The organism is Burkholderia sp. NFPP32, assembly GCF_900119325.1.
Classification (GTDB): Bacteria; Pseudomonadota; Gammaproteobacteria; order Burkholderiales; family Burkholderiaceae; genus Burkholderia; species Burkholderia pyrrocinia_C.
The window spans coordinates 1-18,914 of record NZ_FPJP01000046.1 but is presented as its reverse complement, the minus strand read 5'-3'; the positions used below and the strand labels follow the sequence as shown (position 1 = coordinate 18,914).

General features: G+C 65.7%; 11 protein-coding genes and 1 pseudogene. 8 read left to right on the top strand and 4 right to left on the bottom strand.

Features of this window, described 5'->3' with window-relative positions:
• On the top strand, nucleotides 1–184 hold a 184-nt coding region (locus tag BT264_RS39715; protein WP_218173371.1), incomplete at its 5' end, for a hypothetical protein.
• A gap of 259 nt (nucleotides 185–443) precedes the next feature.
• On the opposite strand, the pseudogene BT264_RS40305 reads toward BT264_RS39715, so the two are convergent.
• The 3 genes and pseudogenes from BT264_RS40305 to BT264_RS36265 all read right to left on the bottom strand — a co-directional run.
• Nucleotides 444–562: pseudogene (locus BT264_RS40305) on the bottom strand (transposase); the annotation flags it as partial.
• A 365-nt stretch (nucleotides 563–927) separates the two neighbouring features.
• The gene (locus BT264_RS36270) at nucleotides 928–3,984 is read right to left on the bottom strand and encodes a hybrid sensor histidine kinase/response regulator (RefSeq protein WP_083534425.1); all 3,057 of its coding nucleotides are present in this window, start codon (nucleotides 3,982–3,984) and stop codon (nucleotides 928–930) included.
• A gap of 116 nt (nucleotides 3,985–4,100) precedes the next feature.
• Nucleotides 4,101–4,790, bottom strand: coding sequence for a response regulator (locus BT264_RS36265; RefSeq protein ID WP_072445381.1), 690 nt, complete (start codon nucleotides 4,788–4,790; stop codon nucleotides 4,101–4,103).
• Nucleotides 4,791–5,453: 663 nt separating this feature from the next.
• Between BT264_RS36265 and BT264_RS36260 the strand changes: the two genes are divergently transcribed.
• The 7 genes from BT264_RS36260 to BT264_RS36220 all read left to right on the top strand — a co-directional run bounded on the left by BT264_RS36260 (nucleotide 5,454) and on the right by BT264_RS36220 (nucleotide 18,608).
• Nucleotides 5,454–7,877 (top strand): type I secretion system permease/ATPase, encoded by a 2,424-nt coding sequence (locus BT264_RS36260; protein ID WP_083534422.1) that lies wholly within the window; start codon nucleotides 5,454–5,456, stop codon nucleotides 7,875–7,877.
• 5 nt (nucleotides 7,878–7,882) lie between these two features.
• Complete coding sequence (locus tag BT264_RS36255) at nucleotides 7,883–9,130, top strand: HlyD family type I secretion periplasmic adaptor subunit (RefSeq protein ID WP_072445382.1); 1,248 nt, start codon at nucleotides 7,883–7,885, stop codon at nucleotides 9,128–9,130.
• Nucleotides 9,131–9,492: 362 nt separating this feature from the next.
• Nucleotides 9,493–12,081, top strand: coding sequence for a TolC family protein (locus BT264_RS37675; RefSeq protein WP_256260769.1), 2,589 nt, complete (start codon nucleotides 9,493–9,495; stop codon nucleotides 12,079–12,081).
• Nucleotides 12,082–12,345: 264 nt separating this feature from the next.
• The gene (locus tag BT264_RS36245) at nucleotides 12,346–13,623 is read left to right on the top strand and encodes a M23 family metallopeptidase (RefSeq protein ID WP_072445383.1); all 1,278 of its coding nucleotides are present in this window, start codon (nucleotides 12,346–12,348) and stop codon (nucleotides 13,621–13,623) included.
• A 306-nt stretch (nucleotides 13,624–13,929) separates the two neighbouring features.
• The gene (locus BT264_RS37670; protein WP_110281479.1) at nucleotides 13,930–17,202 is read left to right on the top strand and encodes an Ig-like domain-containing protein; all 3,273 of its coding nucleotides are present in this window, start codon (nucleotides 13,930–13,932) and stop codon (nucleotides 17,200–17,202) included.
• A 144-nt stretch (nucleotides 17,203–17,346) separates the two neighbouring features.
• The gene (locus BT264_RS36225) at nucleotides 17,347–18,318 is read left to right on the top strand and encodes an OmpA family protein (protein WP_072445386.1); all 972 of its coding nucleotides are present in this window, start codon (nucleotides 17,347–17,349) and stop codon (nucleotides 18,316–18,318) included.
• An 89-nt stretch (nucleotides 18,319–18,407) separates the two neighbouring features.
• The gene (locus BT264_RS36220) at nucleotides 18,408–18,608 is read left to right on the top strand and encodes a hypothetical protein (protein ID WP_072467070.1); all 201 of its coding nucleotides are present in this window, start codon (nucleotides 18,408–18,410) and stop codon (nucleotides 18,606–18,608) included.
• Between the two features lie 45 nt (nucleotides 18,609–18,653).
• On the opposite strand, the gene BT264_RS36215 is transcribed toward BT264_RS36220, so the two are convergent.
• The coding region (locus tag BT264_RS36215) for a LuxR C-terminal-related transcriptional regulator (RefSeq protein ID WP_218173370.1) at nucleotides 18,654–18,914 on the bottom strand (261 nt) is incomplete at its 5' end.

Sequence of the window (18,914 nt, the reverse complement as noted above, 5' to 3'; positions counted from 1 at the left end):
GTTGCGTGTCCTTGATATCCGACTCGGCTATCTCAGCCTGCAGCAATGCCGATCGCCCAGTGATGTCGCGTACGCCCATGTGATGTTCTCCAATAACGTGAACCGAAGATTTGTCCATTCGCCTGGCGGCGAGCCATTCGTGCATCGCGATCGTATCGACAGGGGAACCGCACCGGCAATTTGATTAGTCAGATTCCCGACCGAAAGTCGCGGCGATATGCGCGTTCCCGCGCTATATGGCGCACGGAAGCCGCCTCTTCCACAAGTTCCGCACCACGCTCACCGTGCATCGGCCACGAACAATCGGCATAGGCGCTAGCTCAATGGCTATGCCCCTGGCACACCACCCGGCATGCGGTTCCGCACCGCGCGGTGCGAGAAGTTGAGATTAGGAGAGACGGGGAACGTCCAGACCGTCGCATCGCGCGACCGTGAGCGGGCTCCGCCGATCCCGAACGACTGTTGTCACGCACGTACGCCCAGAGCCGTGCTGTTTTCGCTTCTTGTTGTCCGGCGCGAGCACGAGGATCGGCGTGTCGTCCGCGTGCAGCTTCGTGCTCGTCGTCGATCACGTCGGTGGGAGACATGCTCGGCGCGCTGCCTTCTTTCGTCAGGAACGTGTGGTTCCGATCGAAAAAGCGCCCGCTTCGAGCGACTGCAGGATATCCCGGGGAACGATCGTGTCGCTATTCGGCAGCAAGCATCCGTCGCGCGACAACAGCGCCTGCGCAACGATCGGCGTAATCAATTCTGGCAATTGTTCAGCAAGCCTGCCTTGCTATCGGAGGAATGCGAAGCGAGCGGTGGTGCCAAGAATTCGGATGGTTCGATAAGCGCAAAAGCCGGGGCGTATGGGGCTCGGTGTCCGTGAGTGTGCAGCCCGCAATAGCCGAGGCGAGCCCGGCGGCGTTCAGTCAGCGACGACCATCAGGTCAGCCCGGATTCCGACGGGCTCGCGCGACGGCGCTCGAGGCGGGAACCTGCGAGCTGTTCAAGCTCGGGCAACGCCGCCATGATCGCGTCGCGTTTGCCGAGATGGCCGAGCGCTTCCAGTTGTCCGCACAGATCGGCGACCGTGGTTTCGTGGATCATCGCGAAGGCCCCTTTGACGGAATGCAACTGGTCCAGCAGGCTTTGCGTGTCGTTTGATGCGTGGGCCCGGCGGATCGCCTCGACGGATTTTCCCAGCGCCTCGAGCAGCCGGGCGTGCACATCCTCGGGCAGCACGCCGCGGCTCGGGTCGGCTTCGGCAGGGAGCGCGGCGGCACGCGTGGCTCCCGGTTGGCCGACCTGCTGGCGTATCGCCGCGTCGATCGAACCGAGCGACATGGGTTTGAGCAGGACATCGTCGATGCCGGCCTGCTCGCAGAGCCGGCGCTCGTGTTCAGTCGCATGCGCGGTGATGGCGACGATCGGTACCAGCGCGCCACGGTCGCGCAGGCATCGCGCGAGCATGTAGCCGTCCATGCCGGGCATGTTCAGATCGGTCATGACGATGTCGTAGTGGCGCTCGCTGAAGCACCGCAGGGCGGCCAATCCGTCGGCCGCTACGTCTGCGTCGTAGCCGAGAATCTCGAGCTGGTCGCGAATCAGGTCGCGGTTGACCGGATGATCGTCGACCACCAGCACGCTGCCGGCCGCGACGGGGGGGGCGTCGGGCAGCGCCGTCATCGTGGGTACGGGGGGCGTGCCTGTTGCGAGGCCCGCATGGGCGGAGATCGGAAGCGTGACGACAAACGTGCTGCCGACACCGGCCTCGGAACTGAAGTCAATGGTTCCGCCCAGCAGGGCGGCCAGTTTCCTGGATAGCGATAAGCCCAGCCCGGTGCCGCCAAACCGGCGTGCAATGGACGGGTCCGCCTGGCTGAATTCCTGAAACAGGTTCTGCTGCTGCGCCTGCGTCATGCCGATGCCGGTATCGACCACGCCGATCACGATGGGCGAGTCGCTGCGCTCTTCATCCTGCGCGTAGACCTCGAGCAATACTTCGCCGACCTCGGTGAACTTGATCGCGTTGCCGACGAGGTTGACCATGATCTGGCGAACCCGGGTCGGGTCGCCCATGTATTGCGGGGCAAGGCTATCGGCGATCATGGTCTCGAGCCGGATGCCCTTGGCCTGGGCGATCGGCGCGAGGGCGGCCACGACGCTTCGCGTCAGTCCGGCCAGGTCGAAGGGGATTGTCTCGACGGTCATCTGTCCGGATTCGACCTTCGAGAGGTCGAGAATGTCGTTGATGATGCCGAGCAACGCGGAGGAGGACGACATGACCGTGTGCAGCCGCCGGCTTTGGGCCGTGGTCAGCGCGGAGCGATCGAGCAGTTCGAGGTGGCCCAGGATCGCGTTGAGCGGAGTGCGTATTTCGTGGCTTATCGTGGCCAGGAACGTGGATTTCGCGCGGTTCGCCGCATCGGCGGCGGTGCGTGCCTCTTTCAGCGCGCGTTCGGTGTTGCGGCGCGCGGTGACGTCGGTGATATTGCACAGCAGCACGTCGACGCCCTGGTACTTGGTGCGGATGGCGCTGACGTGAAGATCGAGGGTGCTTCCGTCGGTGCAGGCAAGTGGCGGGTCGAGATCGCCTTCCCAGGCATCGGCGTGCGCCGCGGCCTGGTAGCGTCTCAACAGCTGGAGATGCAACGGGGCGCGCATCGGATCCGCGCTGGCCGCCCAGGTGCGCATCACGTCGTTCTGCAGCAGGATTTCCCCACTGGAAAAGGACAACAGGACGAGGCCCGACGGCGCGGTCGATACCATCGTGCGATTCAGGTTCTCGCTTTCGAAAACCCGCTGCGAACGTTGATAGCCCGGCGTGAAGACCTTTCTGTCCAGCAGGATCAGGAAGGTCCATAGGACCGAGATCGCGAACAGCATCGCGGCGGTGTAGCCGGCGAGGCGAGGCCACAGCTCGGCGACGATGGTGCGCCAGGAAAACGCATAGACGAGCCGCCAGCCCGCCGCCGAGATCTGGTCGCGCAGCACGAAGAATCCGCTCCGGTAGTGCAGGTCGGCTTGCTTGCCGTGCCATTTCGGCAGCGCAATGCGCCGCACGGCGGCGGTGAGTCCATCTTCGGCGAGCGGCTGTTCCGTGCTCAGGATGAGCTGGCCGGCCGCGTCGACGATCATCGAGACTTCGTCGTGACGGCCGCTCGCCAGCCGTGAACGCAACAGGTCGACGGGAAGGTCGCTGACGAACACGATGAACGGCTTGCCGTGGTCGAAGCCGGGCTGCACGAGGCGGATGACCGGTTTGTGGCTGAAAGGGTCGATCGAGGGCGGCAGCCAGATCGGGTTGCGCGCGGCAAGCAACTGTGCCGTGACGACGGGATCGCGCAGATCGCCGAGGTCCGGCGCGATGCGCTGCAGCAACGCCGCGGTATTGGCGACGCCGTTCAGTTTGAGCGGATCGCCGTCCTTGGGCGCCGGTACGATGGCGATGAAGCTGGCGTCCGGGCTGTAGAGGTAGCCGGACAGTGAGCGCCCCTGAACCTTCGTGTATGCGCCCACCCGGTAGCTGAACTCGTCCGCGAGCGCGAGGTAGGGCGCAAAGCTCGACGCCGGGTGCTGGGGCGTGATGTCGCCCAGCACCAGCAGCGGATCGAAGTTGCGATTGCCCTGCAGCACGATGCGCCCTTGTTGCGACGCGAATTCGTTCAGGAGCGCGGGCGCCGGAGCGGGACGCAGGCTCCAGACCGATTCCTCGTGCATGATGCCGACCCGCAGCGCGCCTTCGCGCGCCAGGAGCTCGAGTTGCAGCAGCGTCTTGCGTATGCCGAATTCCGCGGCGCGGTCGGCAACGTAGTCCTTGACCAGCGATTGCAGGACCACGGCGATCACGGTCACGAGAATGACGGTAACGATGGCTCCGCCACCATAGAGCAGCGTGCGCTGGTAGCGATTCAGAACACCGGGTTCGCTCGCCGGCGTGGAGGGACCGGGCGGCGCGGGGATGTCGGGGCCACTGGCGTCGTGCGTGTGCGTGGTCATGTGCGAAAGCGGCCTCGCCGCGAGCAAGGAAGCGATGGGAGCCGGACGCCATGCCGATGGACGGTGCGCACGCGGCGGCGCGGCAGTGCCCGGCCTTGATCCTGCTGCACTTGCACTTATGCGTCGGCTGGCGGCTCCGCGGGCAGTTCGGTGCCGGGGGCGGCGAGCGACGCGCCGATGGAATACTTGATGAGATCGGTGTCCCGCTCGATGCCGAGCTTGCGCATTGCGTTGTTTTTCTGCGAGCTGATGGTCTGCTTGCTGCGCTTGAGATGCGCGGCGATTTCGTTGATGGACATGCCCGAAACGAACAGCCGGACGACCTCGGCTTCACGGCTGGTCAATTCGCGGGCGCTGGTGGCGGGCTGTTCGATATCGATCTGCCAGACGACCTTGGCGATCGTGGGAGAAAAGTATCGGCCGTTGGCATAGGCGCCATGAACGGCGGCGAGCAGGTGGTCGGTGGCGTCGGCCTTGCTGAGAATGCACTCGATGCCGAGCTTGAGCAGCGCGCGGATCACGCCGGCGTTGTCGATCATGGTCAGCACGACGATGCGTGTTTCGGGGTATCGCCGGCGCAGGAAGGAAAAGAGCGTGATGCCGTCGCCATAGTCGCCGCCGGGCATCGCGTAGTCGGAGACGAGCACGTCGCATCGGTGGGCGGCGAGCTGGGCGATGAGCTCGGTGGAATTGGCGGCACTGCCGACCACATTGACGGTACGGTGCTTTTTCAGCGTATGAAGCAGCCCGCTGATGATCGCCGGATGGTCGTCGGCGAGCACGATCTGGATGGTGAAATCGTCCATGCTAATGGCGTCCTCATCGGGTTGAAGCAAGGTCCGGCTGGTGCGGCCCCTGCTGGCAATGGCAGGAGAGAGGGCGGCTGGGTATGGCAAGGATGTCAGCCGGGTGCGTATGACTAGTATGACTATCGCGCATGACGCGGATCAAGGTCGTACTTTAGTCGGCCAGTCCTGCGTTCACCATCGGGCTGGCACTAATCCACTATCGTACGCGTACTAATCCCGTTGTTGTGATGAATACGCGGTGGATGCGGCTTCCGGACCGCTGCCTGCCGTGCGAGGGCGCTGGGGCAGGCGGCGCGCAATGGCACAGGTTTATTTCAAAATCAATACAAATTGCTTTCTAACACCTGTTTGTAAAAGCGCATTTAACACCATTTAATCATCTCGCCCGAGATTTGGTACGGGTCCGATCCGCTTGTCCCTGGCGTCTTATATCTCGCGCCGGTCCATTTGATCAGAATTGCCGCTGTTCCTTACTCCCCCGTCACAACCCGGGACGACTTTCGTCCCCTGACGGGAATCTCATTCAGCCAGGTCGTTGCGCGGCATGCCGCGCAGTGCGAAGTCGCGCCGACGGCGCCCAGCGCACATGTCGCCCTGGCAGCCCGGACGATGCGTTGGCGTTGCGCGGGCCTGACAGCGAGTCATCAGAAGGTTTTGATCATGGCAACTGAAATTCTCCCCGACATGCCGGCGCCCGCGCAGCAGAGAACCAATCCCGACAGTCTTCTCGACTGCGTGATGTGGATCTGCGAGCGCTATGGCCTTGGCAGGACTTCCGAAGCACTGACCGCGGGGCTGCCGAAGAACGGCCTGCTGTCGCCGTCGCTCGCGCTGGACGCACTGTCCAGCGCGGGCCTGACGGCGGGGCTGATCGAGCGCCGGCTGCAACTGCTGTCGCATCACGTGATGCCGATGATCCTGCTGCACAAGACGTACGGCGGGTCGATCCTGATCGGCCGCCGGCGCGATCCCGACCCGGAAGCGAAAGGCCGTTTGCTGTACCAGCTCGTGATCCCGGACCTGGGCGAGGAGCCGGTCGAATACACGCAGGCCGAGATGGACGAGATTTATTCGGGCTACGCGATCCTGGTCAAGCCGCGCGCGAAGATCGACACGCGCGCGGGCGAAGCGGCCGTGGAGCCTGCCGGGCACTGGCTGTTCAAGACGCTGTGGCGCTACCGGCGTTATTACGCGAGCGCCGCGCTCGGCGCGCTGCTGATCAACGTGCTGGGTCTGGCCACCATTTTCTTCACGATGAACGTGTACGACCGCGTGGTGCCGAACCAGGCCTACGTGACGCTGTGGTCGCTGGCCATCGGTGTGGGCATCGCGATGCTGTTCGAGGCCGTGTCGCGCTATGTGCGCAGCCACCTGCTGGATGTCGCCGGCAAGAAGGCCGACCTCGTGATGGGCACGCTGCTGTTTCGCCAGGCGCTGGCGGTTCGGATGGAACACAAACCCGCGTCGTCCGGCTCGTTCGCGAACCAGTTGCGCGAGTTCGAATCGGTGCGCGATTTCGCGACGTCGGCCACGCTGTCGGCGGTCTCGGACCTGCCGTTCGTGTTCATGTTCGTGGCGGTGGTGTTCGTGGTGGGCGGCCCGCTGGGCTGGATTCCGCTGATGATGATTCCGATCATCATCCTGGTGAGTGTCGCGGTGCAGTGGCCGCTCGCGCGCGTGATGCAGGAAAACCTGCGCGAAACCTCGCTGAAGCAGGGCGTGCTGATCGAATCGGTCGAAGGGCTCGAGACGCTCAAGGCGGTGGGTGGCGAAGGCCACATGCAAAAGCGCTGGGAAGCGTACAGCGGGATGGCGGCCGACACGTCGATGAAGTCGCGCCAGATCTCGTCCAAGGCGACGAGCTTCGTGACCTTCCTGCAGCAACTGCAAACCGTGGTGCTGGTGGTCACGGGCGTGTACCTGATCGACGCGGGCACGCTCACGCAGGGCGCGCTGATCGGCACGGTGATGCTGGCCGGGCGCGTCACGGCGCCGCTCACGCAGGTGATGGGCCTGGCGCTGCGCTTCCAGCAGGCGAAAGCCGCGCTCAAGTCGCTGAATGCGTTGATGGCGCTGCCGGTCGATCGCGACGCGAGCCGCAATTACCTGGCCAAGCCGCCGCTGACCGGCCAGATCGCGCTGAAAGACGTGTGCTTCTCGTATCCGGCGCCGCCGATGCAGCCGAACCCGCCGATCCTGACGGACGTCAACCTGAGCGTGCAGCCGGGCGAGCGGGTGGCTATTCTCGGCCGGATCGGCAGCGGCAAGTCGACGTTGCTGCGCGTGATGGGGCGCCTGTATTTGCCGGAGAGCGGCCAGATGTTTACCGATGGCCTGGCGGTGGACCAGATCGATCCGGCCGATTGGCGCAAGTCGGTGGGCTACGTGGGCCAGGACGCCCGCCTGTTCCACGGCACGCTGCGCGAGAACGTCATGATCGGCCGTCCCGAGGCGAGCGCGGATGAATTCCTGCGGGTGCTGCGGCTCACGGGCCTGGACCAGATCGCGAGCCGGCATCCGGCCGGCATCAACCGGCCGATCGGCGAGGGCGGCAGTGGCCTGTCCGGCGGCCAGCGGCAACTGGTTTCGCTCGCGCGCAGCCTGCTTGCGAACCCGCAACTGCTGCTGCTCGACGAGCCGACCAGCGCGATGGACAACCAGACCGAAACGCTGTTCCTCGAGCATCTGGCGCGGGCCACGGCCGGGCAGACGCTGGTGGTCGTCACGCATCGCCCGTCGGTGCTGGCGCTGGTCGAGCGCATCGTGATCGTGGAGGAGGGCAAGGTGGTGGCCGATGGTCCGAAGGACAAGATCCTGGCGGCGCTGTCGGGCACCCGCGACAGCGAGCGCGGCGCGGCAAAGGCCGCGAACGTGGCGAAAGCGACGAACGCGGCGAAGCCCTCGGCCGCAACCGCGCCGGCACGAGGCGGCAACGAAACCGGATCGACGGCGCCGCGTGGCCCGGCGCCGGCCAACGATACGGCGGCGAGTGCCGCAACAACTGAACGCAAGGCCCTGAACGGGGCTGCGGCGGCGCCGCCGCGCGCGGCGCAATCCGGCGACTTGTCCGCCGCGAAGGAGTAAACCCCATGATTTCGAAGATTCTCAACCGCTGGCGGGGGAAGCAACCCGCCTTGAAGTCCGGCGACGCCGCATTCATGAACGACGTGAGGGAGTCGCTGCTGACGCAGTCGACGCCCGGCTCGATGGCCGTGCTGTATCTGATTGGCACGGTGTTCGCGGGCGGCCTTATTTGGGCGCATTTCGCGCGCGTGGAGGAAATCACGCACGGCGAGGCCACGGTCATTTCGAAGAGCCGCGAGCAGGTGATCCAGAGTCTCGAAGGCGGGATTCTCGAAGAACTGAGCGTACGCGAAGGCGACGTCGTCAAGAAGGGACAGATTCTCGCCAAGATCGACCCGACGCGAGCCGAGACGAGCTACCGCGAGACCTGGTCGAAGGCGATCGGCCTGAAGGCGACGATCGCGCGCCTGCGCGCCGAGGCGTATGGGCAGCCGCTGGTGTTCCCGAACGACGTGCGCGAGGTGGCGGCGATCGTCAAGCAGGAAACGCTGGCGTACGACTCCCGCAGGCGCGCGCTGAACGACAGCGTATCGGCGCTTGAGCGCAGCTATGCGCTGTCCGCGAAGGAAATCGGGCTGGCCGAACCGCTGGCCGCGAAGGGCCTCGTGTCGGAGGTCGAGCTGTTGCGCATGCGCCGGCAGGCGAACGAGATTCGCTCGCAGATCGTCGAGCGTCACAACAAGTTCCAGGCCGACGCGAACTCGGAACTGATCAGGCTCGAACTCGAACTGTCGCAAGCCAGCGAGACGCTGGTGGGCCGCGCCGACGTGCTGCAGCGCACGACCGTGGTGGCGCCGGTGTACGGCACGGTGAAGAACGTGCGGGTGAACACCATTGGGGGCGTGATCCAGCCGGGCGAGCACATCATGGAAATCGTGCCGCTGGAGGATCAGTTGCTGGTGGAGACGCGCATCAAGCCGTCGGACGTGGCGTTCCTGCGCCCGGGCCAGCCCGCGACCGTGAAGATCACCGCGTACGACTTCGGCATTTACGGGGGCCTGAAGGGCGAGGTCGAGCAAATCAGCCCGGATACGCTGAAGGACGACCAGAAGGCCGCGGCGGGCCGCCCGGATGCGACGTATTACCGGGTGCTGGTGCTGACCGAGTCGAGCGCGCTCAGCGCGGGCGGCAAGACCTTGCCGATCCTGCCGGGGATGATCGCGAGCGTCGATATTCGTACCGGCGAGAAAACCATTCTCGACTACCTGCTCAAACCGGTGATGAAGGCGCGTGAAGCGTTCCGGGAGCGTTGAGCGTGAGGGCCGCGCGATCCGGCGGATGGCGCCATCGGCCGGCAGGCCGGTGGCGCCGCTCGAGTGCCCGGAACCCGAGCCGGCGCAGCCGGCTCGCGCAGGGGGCGCCCCCCGTCGGCAGGTTGCGGCGGATGGCGTGCCGGTTGTGCCTGTATGCAGTCCTATACCAGTCCTATTGCAAACGAAACCCGTCCTATTTTTGCGGGCGGGGTCGGTCGATAGACTTGGCTCTCCTGCTGTAGAGCGCCATCGCACGAAGTGATGACGAACCGCTTGCGTGGTCGTTGCTGCCGATTCGTGCCCATGTCGTGTGCTGATATGCAGCGCGTGTTCACTGTCATCCATTTTGTACTGCGAAACTTATGTCCTATCCGATTCACACCCTGAGTCGCTCCGGCGACGCACCCAAGCCCGAGGGCTTGCGCCGCCGGCCGATTCCGTGGATGGTGTCGGCGCTATGCCTGTTCGCGTCGTCGATGCCGGTAATGGAGAGCGCGCATGCGGACAATACGGTGACCATGCGCTCGCATCGGTCGGTGCTCGATTGGATGGGCCCCGGAGCGGTGGCATCGACCACACCGGCTGCGCCCGCCACGCCGGCGAAACCTGCTTCCACGGTGGTGGAGCTGAATGCGGGCGACGCGAGCCATGCGCGAGAAGCGGCCCGTCTTGCCCGTGCAGTGCGAGAGGACGAAACCCGGCGTCTTGCGGGTATCAGCAGCGCGGCGGGGCAGGCGCAGCTTGCCCGGGCCGCGAAGGCGGACGAGGATCGACGGCTGGCCGGCGCGGCGAACGCCGTTGGCGGCCCGTCGCCGATCGAGATCGCGAAAGCCAAGGAAGCGAAACGCATTGCGGACGAGGCGCGTGAGGCGGAAGCCACGCTCGCCGAGGCGAAGCGCGCGACGCAAGCGGCGCAAGCGGCCCAGGCGGCTGAGGCGAAGCGCATCGCACAAGCGGCCCAGGCGGCTGAAGCGAAGCGCATCGCGCAAGCAGCCCAGGCGGCTGAAGCGAAGCGCATCGCGCAAGCGGCCCAGGCGGCTGAAGCGCAGCGCCTCGCACAAGCGGCCCAGGCGGCTGAAGCGAAGCGCCTTGCGCAAGCAGCCCAGGCGGCCGAAGCGCAGCGCCTCGCGCAAGCAGCCGAGGCGGCCGAAGCGCAGCGCCTCGCGCAAGCAGCCCAGGCGGCCGAAGCGACACGCATCGCACAAGCAGCCGAGGCGGCCGAAGCAACACGCATCGCACAAGCAGCCGAGGCGGCCGAAGCGCAGCGCCTCGCACAAGCGGCCCAGGCCGCCGAAGCGCAGCACGCCGCGCAAGCCGCCCGGGTGGCCGAATCGACGCGCGTGCGAGAGGCGTCCGCCGACGAGCCGCTGATCGTATTCAAGCAGACCGCACCGGCGGACAAGCAAGCGGCGACGCTCGCCAGCCCGTCCGCCTCGACACCCGACCTGGCGGGCGCCTGGCGCCCGGCGCCGGGACGTGTCTGGAGCGCGAGCGAGTTCGCTGCCGCGCCCGCCTCGCGGCCGGCGCCGGCCTTGAACCTCGCCGCCGCGCATCCGACCACGCCTCGCGCGCCCGCGAGCCTGGCGCAAACCGTGCTGACACCGGGCGACGCACCGTCGTCGCCCGACTATGCGCCGCCGACCCAGCGCAAGCCGCTCGGCAAGCAAGCGGCCGGCACCTTCGCGCAATGGCTGGAAACGCAGCCGGATGCGTTCGGCAACGGCCCGGTGCCGTCCGAGGCGGAAATTCGCCGGATTTTCAACGACGCGGTGAAGGCCGCGGCCGATCGCAGCCCGCAAGTGCGTCAGGCCTATGCCGAATATCAGGCCGCGAACGCCGACGTCGACGAAGCGAAGGGTCAGCGCTGGCCGCAACTGGACATCGGCACCCAGTCGCCCGGACTGCAGTTCGGCCCGGGTGCGGGCAACGGCTCCAACCCCGGCAGCGCCATCACGGCGAACGTGACGACGACCGTGTTCGATTGGGGGCGTACGTCCAAAACCATCGGCAGCCGCAAACACCTCGCGGACGCGGCGCGCCAGCGGTACGAAACGGAACTCGAAAACTCGGCCTATGAAGTGTCGAACACGCTGATCGAGCTCGGCAAGCAGCGTGTGGTCGTCGAGCTGAGCCAGCAGTTCGTCGACCGGATGGAGACGCTCGTCAAGATGCTCAGCGAGATCGTCGCGGTCGATCGCGGCCGCGGCAGCGAGCTGACCCAGGCGAAGACGCGCCTGCTGCAGGCGCAGGCGCTGCGCGATGCGGCCGAGGCCAAGGTGCGCGACGCCGAGCTGACGCTCACCAAGCTGGTTGGCGAGAACGCGGTGATGATTCCGCGCACGCGCGAGTGGCAACTCGAGCGCGGCAACCTCGCGCGGCTGCTCGCGGAAGTCAACGATCACCCGGGCATCCGCCAGGCGCAGTCCGAGGCCGATGCGGCGGATCTGCACGTGAAGGCCGTGCGCGCGGCAGGGCTCCCGCAGGTGAACTGGGTGGTCAGCGCGAGTACCGGGCGCGATTCGCTGGGACGGCGCCAGCCGTGGCAAACCATGCTCACGCTCAACTGGGCCGCGTTTCGCGGCGGCTCCACGTCCGCCGCGACGGCCGCCGCAGGCCAGCGCGCGACTGCGAGCTGGCAGAAGATCGAGCAGCAGCGCCGCGACCTCGAGTACGGGGTTCGCACCGCCGATCAGGACGCCAATACGATGCTCGAGCGCGCCAACCTGTACCGTGGGCTGTCGGCCGAGACCGACCGGGTCCGCAAGGCGTTCTTCGAGCAGTGGTATCACCTCGGCCGGCGCACGCTGCTCGACGTGCTGATCGCTGAAAACGACCACTACGGCAATCAGGTCAGCGAAGTGTCGAATCGCTTCGACAGCTATCAGGCCGTGTTCCGCGAATACGCGTCGGCGGGTGTGCTGGCGCGCTGGCTCGCGGAGGGAAAGGCGTGATGGATCAGGTTCGCGACGAAGTCCTGACCGGTCCGATCGAGTTCGAGATCGGTCCTATTCGGCGAAGCGGAGGCGGTCGATAGACTGCTTTCACCTGCTGCCGCGTGCGCCTACTTCGCCGCCGGCACCCATCTGTCACCCATTATTCCGTACTGCGAGATTCTTGTGATGAAGCCGTTCTTACGTCGATTATTGATACGCGGGCCTGGCGCTTGCGCCGAAGCACGCCAGCCCGGCCGCGCGGACCGCAAGGTCGGCCCGCGCATGGTGGCGGGCCTGGCATTGCTGGGCGGTGCGGCGGGCGCGCTGTGGATCTGCGACGCGTCGTCCACGGTCATGCAGCGTGCGATGGTGCTCGCGTCGACCGGGACGAATGAAGGGGGCGCGAACACGCTCACGTTCGCGGCGCAAACCGCTGAATCCCGCGCGCGCGGCTGGGCGGTGCTGCGGCAGGACGATGCGGGCGCGTTCATGTCGCAGTTGCCGATGCGCGACGCGTTGCATGAACCGCCGCCCGTGCGGCTATCGCTCGATGCGCCGGTGCTGGTGTCGATGTGTCGTCAGGATGCGACGTGCGTGCTCGACGAAGCACGCGGTCCGGCTCGACCGCTCTCCGGCGCGGCGCCGGCGGCCGCCGTCGAGGTGGCGCAGCAGCCAAATGGTGCGTCGCTCGCCGGCGCGAGCGCATTCGTGCTGCCGCCCGAGGATTCTGGCGTGCGGGCGGGTGTGATCGAGCGCAGCCTGCGCGACGCATTGAAGCGTGCGGACTTGCCGGCCGATGCCGCCGCGCAGGTGACGCGGATCTTTGGTGCGCGTGTTGCCGTGGACGCCAAGCCACGGGCCGGCGACTACTTCCAGGTGATCTACGAGCGCACCGGCGCGGATGCTGCTCGCTCGCGCCCCGTGCGCGTGAGTGCCGTCGAGCTGAGGCTGGGCGGCACGACCCATCGCGCGGTGTGGTTCGAGCCCGCGCGCGGCAAGGGCGCGTACTACGCGTTCGACGGCAAGCCGCTGGCGGCGGCGCCGTTCGCGATGCCGGTGGCCCGCGCGCGCATCAGTTCGCCGTTCGGCACGCGCGTGCATCCGATCAGTGGCGTGCACCATGGCCACACGGGCGTCGACCTGGCCGCGCCGACGGGCACGCCGGTGCACGCGAGCGCCGCCGGCACGTTGCAGTTCGTCGGCTGGGAGCCGGGCTACGGCAACTATGTGGTGGTTCGCCACGCGGACGGCCATACGAGCTGGTACGGCCATCTGTCGGCGTTCGCGAAAGGGTTGCGCAAGGGCATGCCGATCGCCCAGGGGCAGCTGCTCGGCGCGGTGGGCAGCACCGGCACGGCGACGGGCCCGCATCTGCATTTCGAAGTGCGGATGAAAAACCAGCCGGTCGATCCGATCCGGCTCACGACCGCGCCGGCGAGTCCGCCGCTGACGGGCGAGCGCCGTGTCGCGTTCGAGCGCACGATTCGCGGCGTGAAGCAGCAGTTCGCCGCGCTGGAGCCGGTGCGTACCGCGTCGGCCAGCGCGTCCGTCGTGCGCTGATCCGGGCCCGAACCCGGCCCGCAGGCCAGGCCCCCGCTCGCTTCGCGACGCGGGGGCCTGGCCGTTTACGCGCGGGCAGTTACGCCCGCCGCGCGGCCTTCGCGGCCGATTCCGGGCACCGCGAAAGCATTTCGTTCCCGTCCGATTGATGATGAAACTCGTCCCGTTTTATTTACCCGCCAAATCGCCAAAATGTAATCCGTTCCATGGTCCACGTTCGCGTGCGACAGGGATCAATCAAGGATCAATCAATCAACGCTGGCTACGGCTGGCATCAGACTCTTTGTATAAGGACATTCTGTGAACATGAGTACTGTCAAGCTTGCCGTAGTGGACGGCAACACGATCAAGGAAACGCTGGAGCTGCGCGCGTCGCAGCAGGGCACGGCCGCGCGCGTTCGTGCGCCGCAGGGCGCCAAGTTCATCCTGGCCGAAAGCCAGAGCGGTTATGCGCCGCAGAACATCACGGTGAGCCGCGTCGGCAAGAACCTGCATCTGAGCCTCGAAGGGACGAGCTACGATCAGCCGCAACTGATCATCGAGGATTTCTACGGCAACGAAGGCCAGCTGGTGGGCCTCGGTGAGGATGGCGCGTACCACGAGTACATCGCGTCGGACGCCGAACAGGATCACGCGATTGCACTGCTGGCCGATGGCAAGGCGGCGCCGCAGGTGCTGGGCGCCGAGCAGATGGTTGGTTTCGGCGCGGGCCTGGTGGCCGCGCCTGGCATCGACTGGCTGGGTCTCGGGCTGTTCGGCCTCGGCGCGCTGGGCGTGCTGGGCGGGGCGCTTGCGGCCGGGCTGATCGGTGGCGGCAAGGACGACGGCGGTAACGGTGGCGATGGCGGCGGCGGTGGCCGCCCCGGGCAGCCGTCGATCGACAGCGTGTTCGACAACGTCGGCGACGTGACGGGTCCGATCGATCGCGGCGGTGTGACCGACGATCGTCGGCCCGTGTTTACGGGCAAGGGTGAGACGCCGGGCAACAAGGTTGAAATCTACGACAACGGCAAGAAGATCGGCGAGACGGTCGTGAAGGAAGACGGCTCGTGGACATTCCAGCCGGATCGTCCGCTCGAGGATGGCAAGCACGATTTCGTGGCGGTGGAAATCGACCCGGAAGGCAATGCGAGCCTGCCGTCGCCGGGCTTCGAGTTCGAAGTCGATCCGACTGCGCCGGATCGCCCGGTGATCACGGGCGTGATCGACAATTTCGGTGATGAGATCGGTCCGATCGCATCCGGTGAAAGGACCGATGATCGGACGCCCGAAATCCGCGGCACGGCGCAGAAGGGCAGCCTGGTGATGATTTATGACGGCGACGTTCTGCTGGGCTCGACGATGGCTGACGCGGACGGCAACTGGATGTTCGTGCCGGCCACGCCGCTGGCCGATGGTCCGCATGTATTCACCGCTACGGCCACCAGCCCGGTGGGCAGCGTCGGGCTGCCGTCGGATCCGTGGACGGTGATCGTGGGACCGTCGGACGGCGGGCGGCCGCAGACGCCGGCGATCGGTGAAATCTGGGACAACACGGACCCGGATAACCAGACGCCGATCGGCGACGGCGACAGGACGAAGGACAAGACGCCGGTCATCGGCGGCGAGGGTACGCCTGGCAACACGGTCATCGTGATCATCGATGACGAGGTGGTGGGCTCGACGGTCGTGGGTGATGACGGCAAGTGGACGTTCGAGCCGGTGGATGAGCTGGACGACGGCGGGCACAAGTTCGAGGTGATCGAGCGCGATCCGAACGGTCGCGAGTCGGACAAGTCGGATCCGGTGACAGTGATCGTGGATTCGCCGGTGCAACCGGTGATCACGGATATCTGGGACAACACGGACCCGAACAACCTGATTCCGATCCCCGAAGGGGAAACGTCGAATGACGATACGCCGCTCATCAACGGCACGGCGAAGCCGGGCAGCGTGGTGGAGATTTTTGATAACGGCAACTCGATCGGCTCGACCACGGCTGACGCGGAAACCGGCCGCTGGACGTTCCAGCCCGACATGCCGCTGAGCGGTACTGGCGGGCATAGCCTGACGGCGGTGGCGACCGATCCGCTGCATGGCCCGATCACTAGCGATCCGTTTAACTTCGCGTTGGATCCTTTTGAGTTCGGGTTGATTTATGGGGTTGAGAGCTTTGCCGATTTGCAGGGTTCCGCGGGGACGCAGTGGCAGCCTGGTGCTACGCACCAGACGAAGCTTTTCGACATCACCAGGGTTGGCGCTGGGGGCCAAGTAGTTGCCATTGACAGCGGCGGATCGGGCGCGCCATCGGGCATGCAGGTACGATTGTCGCCTTGGCAGGGCGGGGTACCAGTCACTGAGTTCGATTTGAGGGGTAATACCGCACAGGTGTTGACTTTTGAATGGGGAATTGGCGGCGTTGCCCCCGCCGAACGTGGTTTTGTAACTATAGAATTTTTCGACGCTGGCGGTCAGTTGATTAAAACGCATGAGCTGAAGGCGGGCGAGGCGGGGCTGATGGCCATTGAAATGCCGGCCGGCCACTCATTTGCGAGCTTCCGGATGACCGGAACCGTTGAGATGAGTCAATTCGGTAACGCCGTTACATTCGATTCGATGATTCTGTCGGATAAAGTACTGCCCCTTGAGAGCTTTAAAAATATTGCTACCGGGACCGAATGGGATGCCGGTCAAACAATTGATTCTGGGCTGTTTGCTATCACCCACGGGGGGGGGAGTCATCGACTGTGGTTGACGATATGGGGCACCGATCACATCAGAAAAGTACTCGCTGCATTTGGTGGCGGAAGCGAGATCACCTTCGATTTGAAGGGGAAAAATGCCGGGGGGCTGACCTTTGAACTGGGCGCGGTGAACATTACTGCCGCAGATTTGCTTGTGGCAACCATTACGTTCAAGGACGAGAATGGTAAAGAAGTTCACACCAAGGAGATTTACGCAGACGGTCCCGGACAGTTCAATGAATTGGTATCGATTAACATGCCGACCGGGCTTGCGTACTCAAGCTTCGTGATTACGACGGATAAACATATTTATGTCGATTCGATCTCGACCGGTGTCTTGATCGAATCGCCGCAGTCGACTAACGGTGTTGAGAGCGAGAACGGTGTTCACGACCTCGTGGCACTGGACGGCCTGGGCGGCGAAGTGTTCTACGTGAGCGAAGGCGAAGAAGACGCGATCGAATTCACCGGCACGGACAGCACCGACATGCTCAAGCTCACCGGCGAAGGCCAGGTGCTGGACCTGTCGAACCTGCAAGGCAAGCTCTCGTCGGTCGAGGTGATCGACCTCACCGGCACGGGCGACAACACGCTCAAGCTGTCGCTGGGCGACGTGCTCGAGCAGGGCGGCCAGGGCCTGTTCATCAACGACGGCAAGACGCAGATGATGGTGCGCGGCGACGCGGGTGACGTGATCGAGCTGTCCGACCTGCTGCCCGACGGCAGCGACGTGGGCGACTGGGCGCAGATGTCCGGCACGGTGACGGTGGAAGGCGTGACGTACAACGTCTACCAGCACTCGGGGCTCGACGTCGAGCTGCTGGTGCAGCAGGGCGTGACCACCCACATCGTGTAACCGGTTGAACCACGGCGGCGGTGCGCCGCCGTGGCTCCACGATCCGATGCAACCGGCAGCCCGGCTGCCATGCGTAGTCCTTTTTATATTGACGAACCCGGGCGCTGCCTCTCGCGGCGCCTGGACATAACCATGAATGCAACCATGAAACTCAACAAGACCATGAAGCACCTGCTGTTCGCGGGTGCCGTGCTGATGGGCGCGGCCACGCTGCCCGCCATCGCTCAACCTTCCAACGTCGCTCCGGCGATGTCGCTCAGCAGCGCCGGCACGCAAGCCGGCAAGGTGTTCGGCGAAACCTACGCGCCGGTGGGCGTGGTCGGCGCGCAGCAGGCGCAGATCGTGTACTACCGCGCGGGGGCGGGCGCTGCGACGCGCTCGGCGGCCCACGTCTACGTGGACGGCGATTTCCAGACCGCGCTGCTGCCGAACGGCTACACGGTGTTCTGCGTGGCCGCGGGCGAGCATACGCTCGGCGCGTACCTGAACGAAGCGCCGCTCTATCGCGGCAAGACCACCGACCGCTTCTCGGCCAACCTGCAAGGCGGCAAGACCTACTTCCTGAAGGTGCAGGAAGGCGGCAACGGCGCACCGCAGGCGCTGCCGCGCGAGCAGGCCGAGCGCGAGCTGTCGGGCGCGCGTGCGCAGGTGCACGCGCTGCCGCGCGCATCGGCCGTGCAGGCATGCCAGACCACGCCGCTGCCGGCCGCGCCGGCGCAGCCGCAGTACAAGGACTACACGCTGAGCAGCGACCTGCTGTTCGCGTTCGGCAAGTCGGGCTACAACGACATCACCGGCCGCGGGCGTGAAGAGGTGGGCCGCATGGTCGAGCAGATCCGTGCGGAAAACACCACGCTGTCGCAGATCCTGGTGATCGGCCATGCGGACCAGATCGGTTCGGACGCGGCCGCCGAGAAGCTCGGCGCGGCGCGTGCGGCAACGGTGCGCCGGATGCTGATCGAACGCGGCCTGCCGGCGGCGAAGATCTCGACGGAGAGCGCGGGTAACACCGAGCCGGTGGTCGAGGCGTGCCACGGCAGCAAGCAGGCACAGATCGCGTGCTACGCGCCGAACCGCCGAGTGGTGGTGCGGGTGGACGCCAGCCGGGCGATGTGACGGTGAAGGCGCGCGCGGCCATCCGCCGCGCGCGCGCAAGCAACGGGGCGCGCCCACAAGGCGCGCCCATTTTGAATGGAACCGACAGCATGAGCAAAAAACGACCGACTCCGGCCGCGATGGAGACGCTGGTGCGCTATGCGCAGCTGACCGAAGCCGACCAGGATTTTTTCCATTCGGCCATCAACGATTACGTGCTCGCGTCAGCGAGCCGCCAGCGCAAGCTGGTCGAACAGTGGGCCTCGGGCAACACTGTTGAACGAGCCCGACATCTTTCGGAGGAGGATTGAGAGGGCGCTTTCCATCGGGCGTGGCGGTACCGGCACGCCCGATGGTCAGCGTAGGGATTGATCGGGCGACGCGAAAGCGTCCGCCCATAGCGAATCACCGGCACGACTCGCATGGCGCTCGAGGCCGAGCTTGCGCAGGGCGTTGATTTTCTGCGAACGGATGGTCTGCTTGCTGCGCTTCAGATGCGCGGCGATTTCGTCGACGGTCATGCCGGATGCGAACAGCCGGACCACCTCGGATTCGCGCTGGGTCAATTCGCGCGCGCCGGCGCCGGGCAGGTCGAGATCGAACTGCCGGACGACCCG

Bases quoted from the DNA above. Each gene is read 5' to 3' on its own strand.
- BT264_RS36270 (WP_083534425.1), bottom strand. From the start codon at position 3,984: ATGACCACGCACACGCACGACGCCAGTGGCCCCGACATCCCCGCGCCG.
- BT264_RS36265 (WP_072445381.1), bottom strand. From the start codon at position 4,790: ATGGACGATTTCACCATCCAGATCGTGCTCGCCGACGACCATCCGGCG.
- BT264_RS36260 (WP_083534422.1), top strand. From the start codon at position 5,454: ATGGCAACTGAAATTCTCCCCGACATGCCGGCGCCCGCGCAGCAGAGA.
- BT264_RS36255 (WP_072445382.1), top strand. From the start codon at position 7,883: ATGATTTCGAAGATTCTCAACCGCTGGCGGGGGAAGCAACCCGCCTTG.
- BT264_RS37675 (WP_256260769.1), top strand. From the start codon at position 9,493: ATGTCCTATCCGATTCACACCCTGAGTCGCTCCGGCGACGCACCCAAG.
- BT264_RS36245 (WP_072445383.1), top strand. From the start codon at position 12,346: ATGGTGGCGGGCCTGGCATTGCTGGGCGGTGCGGCGGGCGCGCTGTGG.
- BT264_RS37670 (WP_110281479.1), top strand. From the start codon at position 13,930: ATGAGTACTGTCAAGCTTGCCGTAGTGGACGGCAACACGATCAAGGAA.
- BT264_RS36225 (WP_072445386.1), top strand. From the start codon at position 17,347: ATGAAACTCAACAAGACCATGAAGCACCTGCTGTTCGCGGGTGCCGTG.
- BT264_RS36220 (WP_072467070.1), top strand. From the start codon at position 18,408: ATGAGCAAAAAACGACCGACTCCGGCCGCGATGGAGACGCTGGTGCGC.